Raw genomic sequence first — 17992 nt, forward strand, 5'->3', positions numbered from 1 at the left:
AGAGTAAGGGCATGACACCTCAAGCAAATACATCCTGTATGAACAGCCTGGTATCTTCGGAAAAGCTTTACCTCATCAAAGGTCTACTCGCTTTTCTGGTAGCATTTGCAGCAGCCCCCGCCACTGCAGCCGATGCTATGAAAACATTCAAAAAGTGGTCGGTTTTCGTTGAGGTCACACCCAAACCAAAGACTTGCTGGGCTGCGACAAGGATATTGCGTGATCCGGAGACCGGTCAAAACTACTTCTTAGCAGTGACGAGGTTTCGGGGGATAAGGGACCCTCAAGTGTCGATCTATTCGGACAAGAGAATGCGGAAGTCTTCTGCGATTTACTTAGAAATTGCTGGCCGAAATTATCGTATGCGCTCTGACGGGATGAGCGCTTGGCCAACACAAAATGCTGATAAGAGGATAATCTCGGAACTACTGAAGGTTTCGCAAGCAAAGCAACCGAGTGAACGAATTGTTTTTGTAGGTCAGAAAGGCGTTATCCGTGTTCAGGTTAGAATCGATGGATTTGCTCAAGCAATGAGCATCGTAACGAATAAATGTGCCCGCCCATAGGCTCGGCAGGCGTCACCGAAATCTAGCAGCGCTGAACGCCGGACAAGGCTCATAGTGACCCTTCCTGCAGCCCCCCGCCCCTGTCTTGGCAATGGGCCTGATGACAAAGAAGGGCACCCGAGGGTGCCCTTCTTGTGCCGCGGCAAGGAGAGAAATTTTCCCTGCCTTGAAGTACTTAAATCAATTCGTCCAGTTGGCGATCACGTCATATCCGTTGGGCGATGGGGTCGCCTCAAGCAGATCCGAAAACTGCGCCCATGCGGCGGCGACGGCCTCGGCATTGGCGTTGGATATCTCTTCGCTTTCGACAAGCGCGACGACATAGCCTGTTCCGTCCTCGTTCATCACAGCGACGAATTGCAGCATGCCGGGCATCGCCATGATCTGAGACTTCATCGCGTTCAGCTTCTCGGTTGCGGCATCTCGGGAACCAGATTTCATTTTGTATTCAGTAACACGTGCAAACATAACTCCCTCCTAAAATAGATTACGGCCCGAAGGCCCTGAAGGGGCAGAGGATACCACAAACGGGGGATTCTCTCAAAAATGGGCGGGTTTCAGTGTCCCACGTAGTCCCGCGTTACCTCTAGAGTGTTGGTGAAAATCTGGACCGTTGCGACGGGCGTAAGTGCCTGCTGACCGCGCTTCTGCTCCTGACGAACAAGAAGCTCTGGGCACCGCACAAGGGCAAGAAATTCGACGCATAGGCGTTGGGTTTGAGGAAATAGAGAAGGGCGCCGCAAGGCGCCCTTTTTTGTTGTCGGGTGTAGGTCAAGCAATGCCAGCTTAGCGAGCATTGCCGCCATTGTCCGCAGCAGGCAAACGCGTGACTAGAAATACATATAGTTGCTATTGACCGCAGATTTTCGACCGGTAATTGTACCACCAAAACAAAAGACTGCTTAGAGAATGTGTGGTCAAATTTACATTAGGCGATTGATAGTTAGGAAATACTTATGATGAAGTGGATCTTGGTTTTTGGTTTTGCGATTTTTGGAACCTCTGTCCAAGCAAATGATTGGGAAGCAGCTGAAGCTGAATACAATAGATCCTATCTTAAGGTTGAAGGGTGCTTTGCAAACAATCGCACTCAAAGGGAAGTTTGCGTGATAGCGGGCATTCAAGAGTGTGTGAATGACTTGGAAGCCGTCCTGGAAAGCAAAGGAATCCTCATACCTGGAGGAGCCGAATTGTCTCCCCACGAGTACTGCAATTACATCGGCCTCGAACGCGCGGATGAACATCTGAACAGTGTTTATCAGCGCATACTGACGCAAGGACCAGTGCACCCTCGCAAAGAGGAAGGGATCGCTAGTTTGCGCTCTGCTCAGCGGCTCTGGATTAAATTCGCTAATGAAATGTGTTCCGAAGAGAACATTGTCGGTTGGCACGCCGGTGGCTCGGGATGGGGTGCAATAACAGCTGAATGCACGACGCGCCTTTCAATCCAGCAAGCTGATCACTTGGAGCGCTACTTCTCCATCAGTAACTGAGGCGTCACCTACCCAAATACTCCCGCATCACCTCGGGCGGGCTGGCAAACATCTCATCCGTCGCGACGGGGGTATGGGCCTGCCCATCCGCCACCAGCACCACCTGATCGCAGAGCACGCGGGCGTCTTCGGGGTCGTGACTGACCATCAGAAGGGTGGCGCCGGTCTCGTCCAGTAGCGTGCGGACCAGTTCCAGCATTTCCGCTTTCAGCGCGGGTCCGAGCGCGCCGAAGGGTTCGTCCAGCAGAAGCACCGGGCGGTCGCGCAGAAGCACACGGGCCAGCGCCACGCGGGCGATCTGACCGCCGGAAAGCTGCGCGGGTTTGCGCTCGCCCATGCCCTCCAGCCCCACGCGGGTCAGGGCGCTTTCGACACGGGCGTGGTCGTCGGACGACAGCCGCAGGTTTGGGCGCAGACCGAGGCCGACGTTTTGTGCAACGGTGAGGTGGGGGAACAGGTTGTTGTCCTGAAACACCATGCTGATCGGCCGCGCAGCGGGGTCTTTGGGCATCGCTGTGTCGTTCCAGCGGATCGAGCCGCTATCCATTGGCTGGAACCCCGCGATGGCGGCCAGTAGCGTGGATTTCCCCGCACCCGAGGGACCAAGCACGGCAACGCGTGCGCCGGACGCGATCTTGAAGTCTCCAGCAAGACTGAAATCGCCCATCTTGATGCGCATGTTGTCAACGGTCAGCATTTACGCGACCTCCTTTATCAAACAGCCAGAACAGGCCCAGCGAGAGGGTCAGCAGCAGAAGGGCGGCGGCGGCGGCGTCCTCCATCCGGTATGCGGCCATCAGGCGGAAGAGCTGCAATGGCAGGGTGGCGTTATCGCCGTCGGCAAACAGCGCGATGACGCCAAGGTCGCCCATCGACAGGGCCGCGGCCAGTCCCAGTGCAAACCCCATCGGGCGGCGCAGGCGGGGCAGCCACAGGTGACGCAGGCGGGTCCAGCCGGTCATGCCAAGACCATCGGCCAGTGGGCCGAAGTCGCGTTCCACGGCGGCCAAGGCCGGCACCAGCGCGCGCAGGGTGAAGGGCAGACTGAGGGCGGCGTTCACCACGGCGGTGATGGGCAGGGCGAGGTCCGAGGGTTTCACAAAGGGGAAGGTGATGATGAACAGCCCCGTGCCGATCACCAGCGGCGAGGCGGCAATGGTCAGATAGCCCAACGCCTCGACCACGCGCGAGTTGTGGCGGACGGCGAGGGCAGCGATGGGCAGGGATAGGGCAAGGGTTAGCGCGGCTGATACGAGTGCGACGATGACAGATCGTAGGGCCGCGCCAAAGACGACGTCGGGCAGGTGCAAAAGGCGTGGGAGGCCATCGAGAACGACCATGCCCAGCGGCAGAAGTAAGAAGAGTGTAGCAAGCGTGATTGCGGCGATGTCCTGCACCAGCAATGCGGGCCGGTCGTCCCAGCGGGTGACGGCGCGGTCCAGCCCTGCGCCCATGTCGGACGGCATGGCCACACGTAGGGCGATCAGGGCCAGCGCTGCACCCAGCCCGAACTGTACCAAAGCCAGCAGCGACGCGCGGGCAAGGTCGAAGTCGAAACGGAAGGCCTCGTAGATTGCAAGCTCCACGGTGGTTGCCTTCGGCCCGCCACCAAGGGCCAGCGCCACAGCGAAGGACGTCAGGCAGATCAGGAAAATGACAAGGAACGCGCCCGGTACGACCTCGCGCAGCATGGGGCGTTCTAGCGTGCGGGCGATGTCGGAGGGGCCCATGCCGAGCGAGGCTGCGAGGCGGAAGCGCTCGGACGGGATGGCGAGCCAGCCCTGAAGGATCAGGCGGGTAGCCAGCGGCAGGTTGAAGAACACGTGGGCGAGGATGACGCCGTGATAGCCATAGACGGATATCGGTTCGATCCCGAACAGGCCTAAGATTTGGCTGATCAGACCCGTGCGGCCAAAGACAGCGATCAGGCCCAGAATAGCAACGATCACGGGCAGAATGAAAGGCGCCCCCAGAAGGGTGATCAGCACAGAGCGACCGGGGAAGCTGCGCCGCGCCAGTGCGCGGGCGACGGGGATCGCCAGAAGGATGCTGAGCGTGGCGGATGCAGCGGCCTGCCAAAGCGTGAAGCGAATGGCAGCCCAATCGGCTGGGCCAAGCCTGCCCGCACCCTCGGCCCGCATCGCAACCGCGACCAGCGTGCCAAGGGTCAGGCAGACCACCACCCCAAGCGCCAAGACGCCTAGGATGGTGGTGGAACTTATTTGGACGCTGCGGCGAGCCATTCGTCCAGAGCCGGCTTGCGGATTGCCTCGGCTTCTTCTTCGCTGAACACCAGCGCCTTGGCCGGCACGGGTAGACTGGCGAAGCCTTCGGGCAGCTTGTCAGTTGCCAGTTTCGACGGGAACGACCAGTTGGTGGTCGCGATGCCGGACTGGAATTCTTCGCTTAGCACATAGGCCATGAAGGCGTCGGCCAGTTCAGGCTGATCGGTGTTCGCGATTTTGCCCACAAGGTCGACGAACAGATAGTGGCCTTCGTCAAAGATCGCGGCGGACTTGGTCAGGTCCTCTTCCGCGATGATGTGGTAGGCGGGCGAGGTGACGTAGGACAGCACCATATCGGCTTCGCCGTCGGTGAACATGCCGTAGGCCTCGGACCAGCCTTTGGTGACGGTCAGGATCTTCGGGTTCAGCTTGGCCCAGGCCTCGGAGGCCTTGTCGCCATAGACCGATTTCACCCACAGAAGCAGCGCCAGACCCGAGATCGAGCTGCGCGGGTCCTGAATGACGATCTTGGTGTCGTCTGGCATCGCCAAGAGCGCGTCAAAGCTGGTCGGCGCGTCGGTGATCTTGGTGTTGTCATAGATGAAGGCGGTGTAGCTGTAGTCGAACGGCACGAACACGTCGTCGGTCCAGTCGACCGGCAGGGTCAGGCCGCTGACGTCCAGACCGTGCGGGGCAAACAGGCCCGAGGCACGGGCGCGTGCAGTCACGTCGGTGTTCAGGCCGATCACAACGTCAGCTTCGGTGCGCTCGCCCTCCAGCATCAGGCGGGGCATCACGTCGCCGGTGACGAATTCCAGATCGCAACCGCACTGGGCTTCAAAGCCCGCCTCGATCGAGGGGCCGGGCCCCCACTCGGATGCGAAATAGTCAGGAGCATAAACTTGCAGCACGGGTTTATCCGCAGCCATGGCAGCGGTCGTGGTCAGTGCAAGTCCTGCGACAAATGAAAGGGCTGTCTTCATTGGGTCCTCCATATGCGCCGAACGGATGGGGGCATTTGGGGATGTCCAAATCACCTTCCCTCCGCCGGTGTTAGCCGGTTCAGGTTCTACGGGTCCGCGCCGATTGCGCATCTCAGCTGTGGGATCACAGCACCCCGAGGTGCCTCGTACGTGCACAATGCGCAGAAGAATGGCAAGCAGATTTGGCGGGCGCATTTGCGCAAGCCCGACCATTCCAGCGCAACCCCATGAAAAGAAACCTCATTTGCCCTAAGGCCTGTTTTGCGAATTCGTAGGGCCAGCCGAGCCGCATCTGTAAACGCGCGAAAATGCATAGCGGCATTGCCCTTGACCCACAGGACACAATCAGCAATGTGATCGCTAACACCTTCAGCATCGGAGCGGTCCATGCCGGACACATCTCAATCCCCCCTGCGCGGGCTTGGTTTCGCCTTTGCAGCCTTTGGGCTGTTTGCCACTCATGACGCGGTGATCAAGCTGCTGGGCATGCAATTTGCCGTATTCCAGATCATCTTTTTCGCGATGCTGTTTGCCTTTGTTCCCATGTCGATCATGATGCTGGCGGACCGTCAGGTGGACAATTTCCGCCCGCATCACCCGTGGCTGATCCTGATCCGCTCGGCGACGACGGTGATTGCCATGTCAGCGGCGTTCTATGCCTTCACCGTGCTGCCGCTGGCCGAGGTCTATGCCCTGCTTTTCGCCACGCCCCTTCTGATTACCGCCATGTCGGCATGGCTGCTGGGCGAGCCCGTGCGCGGTCAGCGTTGGGCGGCGGTGATCGTCGGCCTGATTGGCGTGCTGATCGTGTTGCGCCCCGGCGTGACCGTGATCTCGTTCGGACATATCTGCGCGCTGATCGCGGCCTTCTGCTCGGCGTCGGGATCCATCATCATGCGCAAGATCGGAGGAGAGGAGCGGACCGCCGTGATGATCCTCTACCCGATGCTGTCGTCCATTCTGGCGATGGGGCTGATCCTGCCCTTCGTCTATGTGCCAATGCAGATCGTGGATCTGGGCCTTGCAGCCAGTGTCGGGGTCATGTCGGTCTTCGCGCAGATGATGATCATCGTCGCCTACCGTTCGGCCCCCGCCGCGGTGGTGGCCCCCACGCAATACAGCCAGATCCTGTGGGCGACCGCCTTCGGCGCGCTGTTCTTTGATGAACTGCCGGACATGTGGGTGGGCGTCGGTGCCGCGGTGATCATCGCATCGGGCGTGTTCATCGTGTGGCGCGAAAGTCGCCCGTCCGTCTCGGTCCGCAACCCGATCCTGCGCGATCCGAACCCGCGCTATGACGCTGGCCCCACGCCGAAGCCAAAACACCGCAGGCCGCAACAAAGCGAAAGCTAACGCCTTGGGGCGCTTCCCTTTCGTTTCCCCCTTCGCTATCACGCTTGGGAATGAAGGAGCGCGCCCATGTCGATGAACAGCTTTGGTCATATTTTCCGTGTCACCACTTGGGGTGAAAGCCACGGACCCGCCTTGGGCGCGACCGTCGACGGGTGCCCCCCCGGTGTGCCGCTTGAGGCCGAGATGTTGCAGGTCTGGCTGGACAAGCGCCGCCCCGGTCAGAACAAGAACACCACGGCCCGGAACGAGCCTGATCAGGTGCGCATCCTGTCAGGTGTGTACGAGGGGCAGACCACCGGCACACCGATCCAGCTGATGATCGAGAATACCGACCAGCGGTCGAAGGATTATGGCGAGATCGAAAAGACCTTCCGTCCGGGTCACGCTGACATCACCTATTGGCAGAAGTACGGGATCCGCGATCCGCGTGGTGGCGGTCGCTCTTCGGCCCGTGAAACAGCCGCGCGCGTGGCCGCAGGTGGCGTTGCCCGCGAGGCGCTGAAAGCGCTGGTGCCGGGGTTGGAGATCAAGGGCTATATGACCCAGATGGGCGAAAAGCATCTGGACCGGTCGAAGTTCGATTGGGACGCCATCGACAACAACCCGTTCTGGCTGCCCGATGCCACTGCCGTGCAGGAATGGGAAGACTATCTGCAATTCCTGCGCGTGAAGGAAAACGACTCGGTCGGTGCCGCGGTCGAGGTCGTGGTGCGTGGTGCGCCTGCCGGGCTGGGAGCACCCGTTTATGCCAAGTTAGACACTGATTTGGCCGCCGCGATGATGTCGATCAACGCCGTGAAAGGCGTCGAGATTGGCGAAGGTATGGCCGCTGCTGGTCTGCGCGGGACGGCGAATGCGGACGAGATTTCGATGGGGCCTGACGGGCCGGTTTATGCCTCGAACCACGCGGGTGGTATTCTTGGCGGCATCTCGACCGGGCAGGATATTGTGGTGCGCTTTGCAGTGAAGCCAACCAGCTCGATCCTGACGCCGCGCAAGTCGATCACCAAATCGGGCGAACCGATTGAAGTGATCACCAAAGGCCGTCACGACCCCTGCGTCGGCATCCGCGCTGTTCCGGTGGGCGAGGCGATGGCCGCCTGTGTGATCCTTGATCACCTGATGCTGCACCGCGCGCAGATCGGTGAAGGTCCGCGCGGCCAGATTGGTTAAGGCTCCCGCCCCATCAGGCTCATCTTCGATGATCCCTCTGGGTTGGGGGGGCCGCGCTGATGCGCGGCAGATTCAATGCCTTCGGCGAGGATATTTGAGACAAGAAAAAGTCGTTAGGCCGTCGCGGCAGCCAGCGCTGTGTCCATTAGCGCTTTGATGTCGGCTTTCGATGTGCCTGCTACGATGCGGCCCAGTTCGTCCTCGCCTTTTAGGACAACCAAGGTTGACCGGCGCGGGATGCGCAGGGAACGGGACAGTTTCGACTTCCCATACTTGTCCCAGTCGACATTGATGAAGGTGATGTTTTCCTCATAGGCGGGGTTCTCGGCCTTCAGGGCCTTGATCACGCGTTCTTGCGCCGCGCAGGTCGTGCACCAGCTTGCTTTGAAGTCCAGAAACACGGTTTCCCCGTTTGCCAAAGCCTGTTCGACAAGGCCACGGGAATAGTCCATCGCACCTGCGCGCGCTAAGGCGGGGGCAAGCGATACGGCGGCGGTGAGGGACAGGAAATCTCGTCGGTTCATGGTGGTCTCCTTTCAGAGGGATACAGAGAGGTCATTCAGCCAGGCGGGCAGGTTTTGCACGGCCCAGGCTTCGAGTGTGTGGTGAAAGCGGAACAGGATGGCGGTGCCGACGGCGACAAAGATCACGCCCATGATCGGGCGGGATTTCTGCGCAATCCGCCGCATTAGAGCCTGTCTGCGCATAATCGCAGCCCGCGCGCCATAGCCCAATGCGATGATGATCGTGGATACGCCTAGGGCAAACATCAGCATGATCGCAGCGGCCCACGGGATCGACTTGCCTTGCGACGCCAAAGAGATTGCGCCGCCTAAAGTGGGGCCGATGCAGGGGCTCCAGACCGCGCCAAGCAACATGCCGCCGAGGAACTGGCCGGACAGGCCGGTGCGGTTCACATCATCCAGCGAGCTGTCTGCTTGGGACGAGAAACCGGCGGTGGCTGTCGCAAACCGTTCGGACAGGACCGGGGTCATCAGAATCAGGCCAAAGCCGACCATCAGGATGGCACCCGCTTGCGCGACCATGTCCTCGGTCAGGCCGATCGTATAGCCCAGCACGGTGACCAGCAGACCAAGAGTGACGAAGGATACGCTCATCCCGGCGGCGACGGCCAAGGGGCCAAAGCGGCTGGCTTGCAATGCGGTGGCCAGCACGATTGGCAGCACCGGCAAGACGCAGGGATTGATCAGGGTCAGAAGCCCGGCCAGATATCCAAAGACAAGTTCCATGCTTGGAATGTGTTGGAAATCGCCGCGAAAGTCATCTCACGAAGCGGGCAAGGGGCTTCACGTTGCTGTGGGGTTTTGTTTCGAAAGCTGCACCGCAAGGATGCCGACCGTGATGATCGCCACGCCGATGAAATCCACCATGCTCAGCGCCTCGCCCAGCAAAAGCCACGCGATGGCAACGCCAAAAAACGGGTTCAGGAAGTGGAACGTGGCGGCTTTGACCGCGCCAATGCGTCCGACAAGGGCGAACCAGATCCACGTGGCCAGCAGTCCGGGCACCAGAACGGTATAGGTAAAGGCCATGCCAAGGCGCATGCTGGGCGTGAAGGCCGGGCTTTCCAGAAACAGCGCCGCGACGAACAGCGCGCCGGAGCCCACGAACATTTGCAGCCCGACGATCATCATCAGATTGCCGCCCGAGGATGCCGTGCGGACCGACAAGGTGGCAGCGGTCAGCGCGGCGGCGGCCACGAAGCACAGGATGACGCCGGTGATGTCCACGCCACCCGACAGGCGCGAGCCCATGATCAGCGTCACGCCGACGACGCCCGCAAACAATCCCGCGACGGCCATCGGGCGCAAACGGTCGCCCAGAAGGATCCACCCGGCGAAGGCCACCATCAGTGGCATGGTCGATGCGATGATCGAGGCAAGCCCCGCCTCGACCCACTGCATGGCGACGAAATTTAGACCCAAATACAGGGCATTTTGGCAAAATCCGAAGATAATGACGGCCTGCCACTGGTTCCGGGTCAGACGCCAGCTTTGCCCCAAGGCACGCGCGATGATGACGCCCAGCAGACCCGAGATCAGGAACCGAAGCGACAAGGAATAGAGCGGCGGCGCTTCGGACACGATAATCCGGGCCGAAGTGAAGGCCGAGCTCCACATCAGGGCGAAGGCCAGCCCCATGAAGATTGCGCGCAGGTCCATGTCACCTCCAAATGAAAAGGGCCGCCAATCTGGCGACCCTTTCCGAATTCTGGCAGCGGGGCAAGGCCCCTTGTGACCAGATCAGCCGTTTACGCTGTCTTTCAGCGCTTTGGCGATGGTCATCTTGACGACCTTGTCGGCTTCTTTCTGGATCTGCTCGCCGGTGGCGGGGTTGCGCACCATGCGTGCCGGACGCTCGCGGCAATAGATTTTGCCAACGCCGGGCAGGGTCACAGCGCCACCGCCCGACACTTCGCGGGTGATGATGTTGATGATACCTTCCAGGGCACCAGCTGCGGACTTCTTGTCCGAACCCATTTCTTCAGCCAGAGCGGCCACCAGCTGGGTCTTGGTCATCGGTTTCGACATGTATAACACTCCTCACAATTGCCCATTTCTTGGGCTTCATTGCGGGCATTTAACTGTATGTAGCAGGGCGACACAATCGTTAGTTGGCCCTATTTTCCTAGGAAATAGCGCTTTTTCGCCAAAAAATAGCGTGGCTTCCCCGGGGTCAGGTTTGAATTCGCCATCATCGGGCTGATTGTCCCTGATTTACAGGAATGCCGTTTCTTCGAAGCTACGCAGTTTCCGGCTGTGGATACGTTCGATTGGCATGTCGCGCAGGGTCTCCATCGCGTGGATGCCGATCTGCAAATGACGCGCCACCTGGGTCTTATAGAAATCGGACGCCATACCCGGGAGTTTCAGCTCTCCGTGCAGGGGTTTGTCGGATACACAAAGAAGCGTGCCATAGGGCACCCGGAAGCGAAAACCGTTCGCGGCGATGGTGGCACTTTCCATATCCAACGCAATGGCGCGGGATTGGGACAGGCGCTGAACGGGGCCGCGTTGGTCGCGCAATTCCCAGTTGCGGTTATCCAGCGTCGCGACGGTGCCCGTCCGCATGATGCGCTTCAGGTCATAGCCTTCATATTCAGTGATCTTCGCCACGGCCTTTTCCAGTGCGATCTGGATTTCTGCCAGTGGCGGGATCGGAACCCAGATCGGCAGGTCGTCGTCCAGCACCTTGTCTTCGCGCAGATAGGCATGGGCCAAAACGAAATCGCCAAGCCGTTGGCTGTTACGAAGGCCCGCGCAGTGGCCAACCATCAGCCACGCATGCGGGCGCAGCACTGCGATATGATCGGTTGCTGTTTTGGCGTTTGAAGGACCGACACCGATGTTGACCAGCGTAATCCCAGACCCATCGGGGCGCGTCAGGTGATAGCTGGGCATTTGCGGCAGTTTTTCCGGGGTCGGCAGATCCTGATCAGCCTCGGTGATCCGATGATAGCCCGGACCCACAAAGGCCTCGTACCCGCTGTCAGGATCGGCGAGCATCTGGCGCGCATACGCCTCGAATTCCTCGACATAGAACTGGTAGTTGGTGAACAGCACGTGGTTCTGGAAATCCTCGGGCATGGTCGCGGTGTAATGCGACAGGCGGGCCAAGGAATAGTCCACGCGTTGCGCGGTGAACGGGGCAAGAGGCGCTGCACCACTATCGTCCAGCTCAGCCACGCCATTTACAATGTCATCATTCGTGGTCGACAGGTCCGGCACGTCAAAGACATCGCGCAGCGGATAGGTCATGGCCCCTTCCTGCGGCACGGTGATGTCCGGGTTGCGCGACACGGCGAAATGCACCGGGATTGGCGTGGTCGAGTACCCAATCTGCACCGGAACACCGTGGTTTTGCATCAGAAGTGCGATTTGCTGTTCCAGATAATTCGCAAACAGGTCCGGGCGGGTGATGGTGCTGGCATAGGTGCCGGGGGCGGACACGTGACCGAAGCTTAGACGGCTGTCCTTCTGCGCGTGGCTGGTCGTGGTCAGGCGAATCTCGGGGTAGAAGGCGCGAAAGCGGCTGGGGGGTTGTTCGCCGCTGGCGTTCTGCTCGAAGGTTTCACACAGAAAGGCGCAGGCCTTTTCATAAAGCGATTTCAGCTCGTCCACCGCCGCCTTGGGGTCGGTAAACACCTGATAGGCGCCGCCACCGGGGCTGACCACGGGGATAGAGGGTGCGCTGGGGGTCATTAATTTTCCTTCAACAAATCGGTCAGTTCGAATTTGGTCACATCCACCAATCCCAGATCAGAGATCCGTAACTCGGGGATGACAACCAAGGCCAAGAAGCTGTGTTGGATCGAGGCATTATTCAAGGTGCAGCCGCAGACTTCCATCGCGTCGATGATGCTCTTGGCCTTTTCAGCGACCTCGGTCGCGGGGGCGTCGGACATCAGGCCTGCGACGGGCAATTCGACCAAGGCCAGCTCTTTTCCGCCTTGATAGACACACATACCGCCGCCGACCTCGGCTAGACGATTGGCGGCAAGCGCCATGTCCTCGTGAGACGTTCCGACCACGATCATGTGATGGCTGTCATGCGCTACGGTCGATGCCATGGCCATCTGGCCCGTGTACCCGAACCCGTTCACGAACCCATTTACCACGCCGCCGGTGCCCTTGTGGCGCTCGACCAGCGCGACCTGCGCCACGTCCTGCGCTTCGTCCGTCTGAACGATGCCGTCAGACACCGAAAGGTCACGGGTTAGAGCCTTCGTGGGCGCTTGGTTCTCGACAATGCCAATGACCTTCGCGGTAACCGAGTTCGCCCCTTCGGGCGCTTTCACGATGAAATCTTCCGGCACGATGGTCTTGCCCATGTGCATGGTGGCCTTCGCGTGGGCGGGCCAGTCCAGATGCGGGCAGTCGACGGTGATCTTGCCGCCCTCGGCCACGCTGACACCACGGGCGAAAACGCGGTTGATCGGCAGGGTGGTTAGATCGTCGGTCAGGATCACATCAGCGCGTCTTCCCGGTGTAATAGAGCCTAATTCACGCTCTAACCCGAAATGCGTCGCGGTGTTGATCGTTGCCATTTGCAGCGCCACCAAGGGATCGCAGCCATAGCTGATCGCATAGCGCAGGGCGCGGTTTATGTGGCCTTCTTCGACCAATGTTCCGGAATGGCAATCATCGGTGCAGATGATGAAATTGCGCGGGTCCAGACCCTTTTCGGTTACGGCGGTGATCTGCTTTTCAACGTCAAACCAGGCCGAGCCCAGCCGCATCATCGACCGTATCCCCTGACGGACACGGGCAATCGCGTCAGCCTCGCAGGTGCCTTCATGGTCATCCGCTGGCCCGCCCGCCGCATAGGCGTGGAAATTCGGGCCCAGATCGGGGCTGGCATAGTGCCCGCCAATGGTCTTCCCGGCGTTCTGTGTCGCGGCCATTTCCGCCAGCATCTTGGGGTCCGAGTTGATCACACCGGGGAAGTTCATCATCTCGCCCAGCCCGATGATGCCGGGCCATGTCATCGCCTCGGCCACGTCCTCGGGCGTGATTTCGAAGCCTGTCGTTTCCAGCCCCGGCGCAGACGGAGCACAGGACGGCATCTGCGTATAGATGTTCACAGGCTGGATCAGAGCCTCATCATGCATCAACCGCACGCCTTCCAGCCCTAGCACGTTCGCGATCTCGTGCGGATCTACGAACATGGTGGTGGTGCCATGCGGAATGACAGCGCGGGCGAATTCGGCAGGCGTCAGCATCCCGCTTTCGATATGCATATGCCCATCGCATAGGCCGGGGATCAGATATTGCCCGCCCGCGTCGATGATGTCGGTGTCCGGCCCAATACAATGGCTGGCGTCTGGCCCAACATAGGCAAATCGCCCATCGGCCATGGCGACCTGCCAATCGAGAACTTCGCGCGTGTGTACATTCACCACGCGCCCGCCTTTGATAACTGTGTCTGCTGCGTCGCGCCCTGCTGCGACGGCAATCAATCGCGTCGCACTTTCGGGCCAAGATTTACGAATTGGTCTTTCCATGGATCAATTGTTCCGAAATCTTCTGTTAGCGCAACCCCCTATCCGGGCCCGGCGATTTTGCGCTTTTAAATCGCGCGCGGGCGGCGATACTGCGCGCATGAAAAAGACACTCTTTGTATTCGGATATGGCTATTCCGCGCGCGCACTGGCCGCTGAGTTGCCCGGCGATTTCACTGTAATCGGTACCTCGCGCGAGGCGGGGCCGGAAGTGATCCAATGGCCGGGCGCGGATATTTCGCAAGCGCTGTCGCAAGCGACGCATTTGCTGATTTCGGCAGGCCCCGATGGGGACGGAGATCCCGTTTTGCGCCGGGTTAGAGACGAAATTGCCGCCCTCGCCCCGCAGTTGGAGTGGGTCGGCTACCTGTCAACGACCGGTGTTTACGGCGACCATCAGGGCGGCTGGGTCGACGAAGACACGCCGCTTGCGCCGTCCACGCGGCGCGGCAAACTGCGCGTTCAGGCCGAAGCCGACTGGCAGGCGCTGGCCGCTGAGGCCGGATTGCCCCTGCACATCTTCCGCTTGGCCGGTATCTATGGCCCCGGGCGCGGCCCGTTTTCCAAGGTGCGCAAGGGGACCGCGCGGCGGATCATCAAGAAAGATCAGGTGTTTTCGCGCATTCATGTCGCGGATATCGCGCAAGTGCTGGCTGCGTCCATCGCGCAGCCCAATCCAGGGCGGATCTATAACCTTTGCGATGATAACGCCGCCCCGCCCGAGGATGTTCTGTCCTATGCGGCCGAGCTTCTGGGTCTGCCCATTCCCCCCGCTGAGGACTTCGAGACCGCCGAAATGACCCCGATGGCGCGCAGTTTCTACGCGGAAAGCAAACGGGTGCGGAATGATCGAATTAAAGACGAACTGGGGGTGAAATTGCGCTTCCCCGACTATAAGTCCGGTCTAGCCGCCCTCATGACGCAGGAGACCCCATGACCGCCACCTCTGATCTGCCCAATACCTTGCGAACACGCGTTCAAGAGGTGGTCGAGCGACCCATTGCGCAGAACCTGATCATCGGCGTCATCTTGGTGAACGCGGTCACGCTGGGGCTGGAAACCTCGCAAACTGCGATGGAGGCGGCCGGTGGCCTGATCACGCTGCTGGACCACATCTGTCTGACCATCTTTGTGCTGGAGCTTCTGGCCAAGATCTTTGCCTATCGCCTGCGGTTCTTCACAAGCGGCTGGAACCTGTTTGATTTCGCTATCGTCGGGATCGCGCTGGTGCCGGGGGCGGGAAGCTTCTCGGTCCTGCGGGCGCTCAGGATCCTGCGGGTGCTGCGCGTCGTCTCGGTTGCGCCACGCCTGCGCCGCGTCGTCGAAGGGTTCGTGACCGCGCTGCCCGGTATGGGAAGCGTATTCCTGCTGATGGCGATGATTTTCTACATCGGTGCGGTGATGTCGACGAAACTGTTCGGCGCAACCTTCCCGGACTGGTTCGGATCGCTGGGGCAATCGGCCTATACGCTATTTCAGATCATGACGCTCGAAAGCTGGTCCATGGGCATCGTGCGCCCAGTGATGGAGGTGCACCCCTATGCGTGGCTGTTCTTCGTACCCTTCATCCTGCTGACCACCTTTGCGGTTGTAAACCTGCTGGTGGGTCTGATCGTGAACTCGATGCAGGACGCGCATCATGAAGAGGACGTCGCCAAAACTGACAGCTACCGGGATGACGTTCTAACCCGCTTAGACGAGATCGAGCGTCTGATCCGAGAGAAGCAATAAGGGGCTCTGCCGCTCGCGGGTTCCCCGCTCACCCCGAGGTATTTTGAACAAGAAAATAGAGGCCCAAGCTCTGCTCATTTTCTTGTCATAAGTATCTCGGGGGTTTGGGGGCAGCGCCCCCACAGGCTCACATCGTGAGCCACCCCCAAGCCTGACGACCGAAGGGAGGCAAGGCGCGGGAGCACCATTGCTGCGGTTACCTTGCTTTCTCGAAAACGAAAATATATCCGGTCGAGATGGTCCACAAACCTAGTGTAAGCATTAGAAGCATCAGGCGAAGAACATAGATGATCAGGTTGGGCTGATCGGGGATATACTCCACAAAATTCCAGCCATCTGCATTCTCATCCATAATTGCCTTTTGGATCTTCCCCTTCGAGCTTCCAGCGATTAGCCCGATCAATCCTCCGGCGAAATTGACTCGTGTAACTTTATTTATGCGATTCATAAGAGCTTCTCTCAATTAATAGTGGAAGCTATGCCTAGTCACCCTTCAAAGGGTGTCAAGCCCGCTTTTCGCCGATTTGCGCAACGCCCAGAACGTCCAGCACCTTGGCTTCGATATCCTTGGCCGACAGCTTGGCGTCTTCGTACATCCGCGCAGGCGATGCGTGGTCGATGAACGTGTCGGGCAGGACCATCGAGCGGAATTTGAGGCCTGTGTCGAACACACCTTCCTCTGCCAACAGCTGCGCCACGTGGCTTCCGAACCCGCCGACGGCTCCTTCTTCGATGGTGATCAGGGCTTCGTGGTTTTCGGCCAGCGACAGGATCAAATCGCGATCCAGAGGCTTGGCGAATCGAGCGTCGGCGACGGAGGGTGTGATGCCGCGGGCAGACAGCGCCTCGGCGGCGGCCTCGGCCTCGGCCAAACGCGTGCCGAAGGACAGGATTGCCACGCGCGCGCCTTCGCGGATCATGCGGCCCTTGCCGATTTCCAGCACCTCACCCTTCTCGGGCAGTTCAACGCCCACGCCTTCGCCACGCGGATAGCGGAAGGCCGAGGGGCGGTCGTTAATCGAATGCGCGGTTGCGATCATGTGCATCAGCTCGGCCTCGTCCGCCGCAGCCATCAGCACCATGTCGGGCAGGTTGGCCAGGAACGCGATGTCGAAGGATCCGGCATGGGTCGCCCCATCGGCGCCGACCAGACCTGCGCGGTCGATGGCAAAGCGGACGGGCAGGCGTTGGACGGCCACGTCATGCACAACTTGGTCGTAGCCACGTTGCAGGAAGGTCGAATACATCGCGCAGAAGGGCTTCATGCCTCCAGCGGCAAGCGCGGCGGCGAAGGTCACGCCGTGTTGCTCGGCAATGCCCACGTCAAAACAGCGCGAGGGATAGCGTTCCGCCATCAGGTTCAGCCCTGTCCCGTCCGGCATTGCGGCGGTGACGGCGCAAACTTTGCCGTCCTCGGTAGCGAGCCGTACCAGCTCTTTCCCGAAGACCGAGGTATAACTGGGCGCGTTCGACGGCGCCTTGTGCTGCTTGCCGCTGGCCACGTCGAACTTCGCGGTGGCGTGGCCACGGTCGCGGGCGGCCTCGGCGGGGGCATAGCCCTTGCCCTTTTTGGTGATCACGTGGATCAGCATCGGGCCGGTGGCGCGGTCGTGGACGGTGCGCAGAACTGACAGAAGGCTGTCCATGTCATGCCCGTCGATGGGGCCAACGTAAGAAAAGCCCAGTTCCTCGAACAGGGTGCCGCCGACGGTCATCGACTTAACCATTTCCTTGGCCCGGCGTGCGCCTTCCTGGAAGGGTTCGGGCAGCAGGCTGACCGCGCCCTTGGCGGCGGCTTTCAGCTCTTGAAACGGTTCTTCGGCGTAAAGGCGGCTGAGATAACTGGATAGTGCGCCCACGGGCGGGGCGATCGACATGTCATTGTCGTTCAGGATCACGAACAGGCGGCGGTTCAGGTGGCCTGCGTTGTTCATGGCTTCGAACGCCATGCCCGCCGACATCGAGCCATCGCCGATCACGGCCACAGCGTCGCCAATCCCATGTTCCGGCGCGCCGCCAAGATCGCGGGCGACCGAGAAACCTAAAGCGGCTGAGATCGAGGTCGAGCTATGCCCCGCACCAAACGGGTCAAACGGGCTTTCCGAGCGTTTGGTGAAGCCAGACAAGCCACCTTCGCACCGCAGGGTGCGGATGCGGTCGCGACGTCCGGTCAGAATTTTGTGCGGATAGCATTGGTGGCCCACGTCCCAGACGATCCGGTCTTTCGGCGCGTCAAAGACCGCGTGCAGCGCTACGGTCAGCTCAACCACACCCAAACCCGCGCCCAAATGCCCGCCGGTTTCTGAGACGGCCGAGATCGTCTCGGCCCGGACGTCATGCGCCAGCTGTTCAAGCTCGCGGTCCGACAGGGTTTTCATGTCGGCGGGGACTGCTACGCGGTCCAGAATCGGTGTTTCGGGTCGGTCAGACATAATTGCCCCGTTTG

General features: G+C 60.1%; 17 protein-coding genes and 1 riboswitch. Of the genes, 6 read left to right on the forward strand and 11 right to left on the reverse strand.

Annotation, left to right across the window (positions count from 1 at the left end):
• Positions 1–11: 11 nt before the first annotated feature.
• Positions 12–566 (forward strand): hypothetical protein, encoded by a 555-nt coding sequence (locus Q0677_RS02390; protein ID WP_298905531.1) that lies wholly within the window; start codon positions 12–14, stop codon positions 564–566.
• Between the two features lie 180 nt (positions 567–746).
• Here Q0677_RS02390 and Q0677_RS02395 read toward each other — a convergent pair whose 3' ends face one another.
• Positions 747–1034: an antibiotic biosynthesis monooxygenase gene (locus Q0677_RS02395; RefSeq protein WP_298905532.1), complete on the reverse strand. Its 288-nt coding sequence runs from the start codon at positions 1032–1034 to the stop codon at positions 747–749.
• A 488-nt stretch (positions 1035–1522) separates the two neighbouring features.
• Between Q0677_RS02395 and Q0677_RS02400 the strand changes: the two genes are divergently transcribed.
• Positions 1523–2059, forward strand: a complete 537-nt coding sequence (locus Q0677_RS02400) for a lysozyme inhibitor LprI family protein (protein WP_298905533.1) — start codon at positions 1523–1525, stop codon at positions 2057–2059.
• A gap of 4 nt (positions 2060–2063) precedes the next feature.
• Here Q0677_RS02400 and Q0677_RS02405 read toward each other — a convergent pair whose 3' ends face one another.
• The 3 genes from Q0677_RS02405 to Q0677_RS02415 are packed head-to-tail and all read right to left on the reverse strand — an operon-like array spanning position 2064 to position 5267.
• Positions 2064–2756 carry an ATP-binding cassette domain-containing protein gene (locus Q0677_RS02405; RefSeq protein ID WP_298905534.1) on the reverse strand — a complete coding sequence of 231 codons (693 nt, stop codon included), beginning with the start codon at positions 2754–2756 and terminating at the stop codon, positions 2064–2066.
• On the reverse strand, positions 2743–4302 hold the full coding sequence (locus Q0677_RS02410) for a thiamine/thiamine pyrophosphate ABC transporter permease ThiP (RefSeq protein WP_298905535.1): 1560 nt from the start codon (positions 4300–4302) through the stop codon (positions 2743–2745). Before Q0677_RS02410 ends, Q0677_RS02405 begins: the two co-directional genes overlap by 14 nt.
• Positions 4278–5267, reverse strand: coding sequence for a thiamine ABC transporter substrate binding subunit (locus Q0677_RS02415; RefSeq protein ID WP_298905536.1), 990 nt, complete (start codon positions 5265–5267; stop codon positions 4278–4280). Before Q0677_RS02415 ends, Q0677_RS02410 begins: the two co-directional genes overlap by 25 nt.
• A gap of 39 nt (positions 5268–5306) precedes the next feature.
• Positions 5307–5414, reverse strand: a riboswitch (TPP riboswitch).
• 240 nt (positions 5415–5654) lie between these two features.
• On the opposite strand from Q0677_RS02415, the gene Q0677_RS02420 reads away from it, so the two are divergent.
• Complete coding sequence (locus Q0677_RS02420) at positions 5655–6620, forward strand: DMT family transporter (protein WP_298905537.1); 966 nt, start codon at positions 5655–5657, stop codon at positions 6618–6620.
• Between the two features lie 66 nt (positions 6621–6686).
• The gene (aroC, locus tag Q0677_RS02425) at positions 6687–7793 is read left to right on the forward strand and encodes a chorismate synthase (RefSeq protein WP_298905538.1); all 1107 of its coding nucleotides are present in this window, start codon (positions 6687–6689) and stop codon (positions 7791–7793) included.
• 113 nt (positions 7794–7906) lie between these two features.
• Here aroC and Q0677_RS02430 read toward each other — a convergent pair whose 3' ends face one another.
• The 6 genes from Q0677_RS02430 to ade all read right to left on the reverse strand — a co-directional run bounded on the left by Q0677_RS02430 (position 7907) and on the right by ade (position 13818).
• On the reverse strand, positions 7907–8317 hold the full coding sequence (locus Q0677_RS02430) for a thioredoxin family protein (RefSeq protein ID WP_298905539.1): 411 nt from the start codon (positions 8315–8317) through the stop codon (positions 7907–7909).
• Positions 8318–8329: 12 nt separating this feature from the next.
• Positions 8330–9043: a cytochrome c biogenesis CcdA family protein gene (locus Q0677_RS02435; protein ID WP_298905540.1), complete on the reverse strand. Its 714-nt coding sequence runs from the start codon at positions 9041–9043 to the stop codon at positions 8330–8332.
• 57 nt (positions 9044–9100) lie between these two features.
• On the reverse strand, positions 9101–9976 hold the full coding sequence (locus tag Q0677_RS02440) for a DMT family transporter (protein ID WP_298905541.1): 876 nt from the start codon (positions 9974–9976) through the stop codon (positions 9101–9103).
• An 81-nt stretch (positions 9977–10057) separates the two neighbouring features.
• The gene (locus Q0677_RS02445; protein WP_108858109.1) at positions 10058–10345 is read right to left on the reverse strand and encodes an HU family DNA-binding protein; all 288 of its coding nucleotides are present in this window, start codon (positions 10343–10345) and stop codon (positions 10058–10060) included.
• Positions 10346–10531: 186 nt separating this feature from the next.
• Positions 10532–12016, reverse strand: a complete 1485-nt coding sequence (locus Q0677_RS02450; protein ID WP_298905542.1) for an AMP nucleosidase — start codon at positions 12014–12016, stop codon at positions 10532–10534.
• Complete coding sequence (ade, locus tag Q0677_RS02455; RefSeq protein ID WP_298905543.1) at positions 12016–13818, reverse strand: adenine deaminase; 1803 nt, start codon at positions 13816–13818, stop codon at positions 12016–12018. The genes Q0677_RS02450 and ade overlap by 1 nt, the downstream gene beginning before the upstream one ends.
• 97 nt (positions 13819–13915) lie before the next feature.
• Here ade and Q0677_RS02460 point away from each other — a divergent pair, with 97 nt between their 5' ends.
• Both Q0677_RS02460 and Q0677_RS02465 read left to right on the forward strand, forming a co-directional pair.
• Positions 13916–14752 carry an SDR family oxidoreductase gene (locus Q0677_RS02460; RefSeq protein WP_298905544.1) on the forward strand — a complete coding sequence of 279 codons (837 nt, stop codon included), beginning with the start codon at positions 13916–13918 and terminating at the stop codon, positions 14750–14752.
• On the forward strand, positions 14749–15546 hold the full coding sequence (locus Q0677_RS02465) for an ion transporter (RefSeq protein WP_298905545.1): 798 nt from the start codon (positions 14749–14751) through the stop codon (positions 15544–15546). Before Q0677_RS02460 ends, Q0677_RS02465 begins: the two co-directional genes overlap by 4 nt.
• Before the next feature lie 503 nt (positions 15547–16049).
• Here Q0677_RS02465 and dxs read toward each other — a convergent pair.
• A complete protein-coding gene (gene dxs / locus Q0677_RS02470; protein WP_298905546.1) occupies positions 16050–17978 on the reverse strand; it encodes a 1-deoxy-D-xylulose-5-phosphate synthase in 1929 nt (642 codons plus the stop codon).
• Positions 17979–17992 lie beyond the last annotated feature (14 nt).

The sequence above is a fragment of the uncultured Aliiroseovarius sp. genome (assembly GCF_947492455.1).
Classification (GTDB): domain Bacteria; phylum Pseudomonadota; class Alphaproteobacteria; order Rhodobacterales; family Rhodobacteraceae; genus Aliiroseovarius.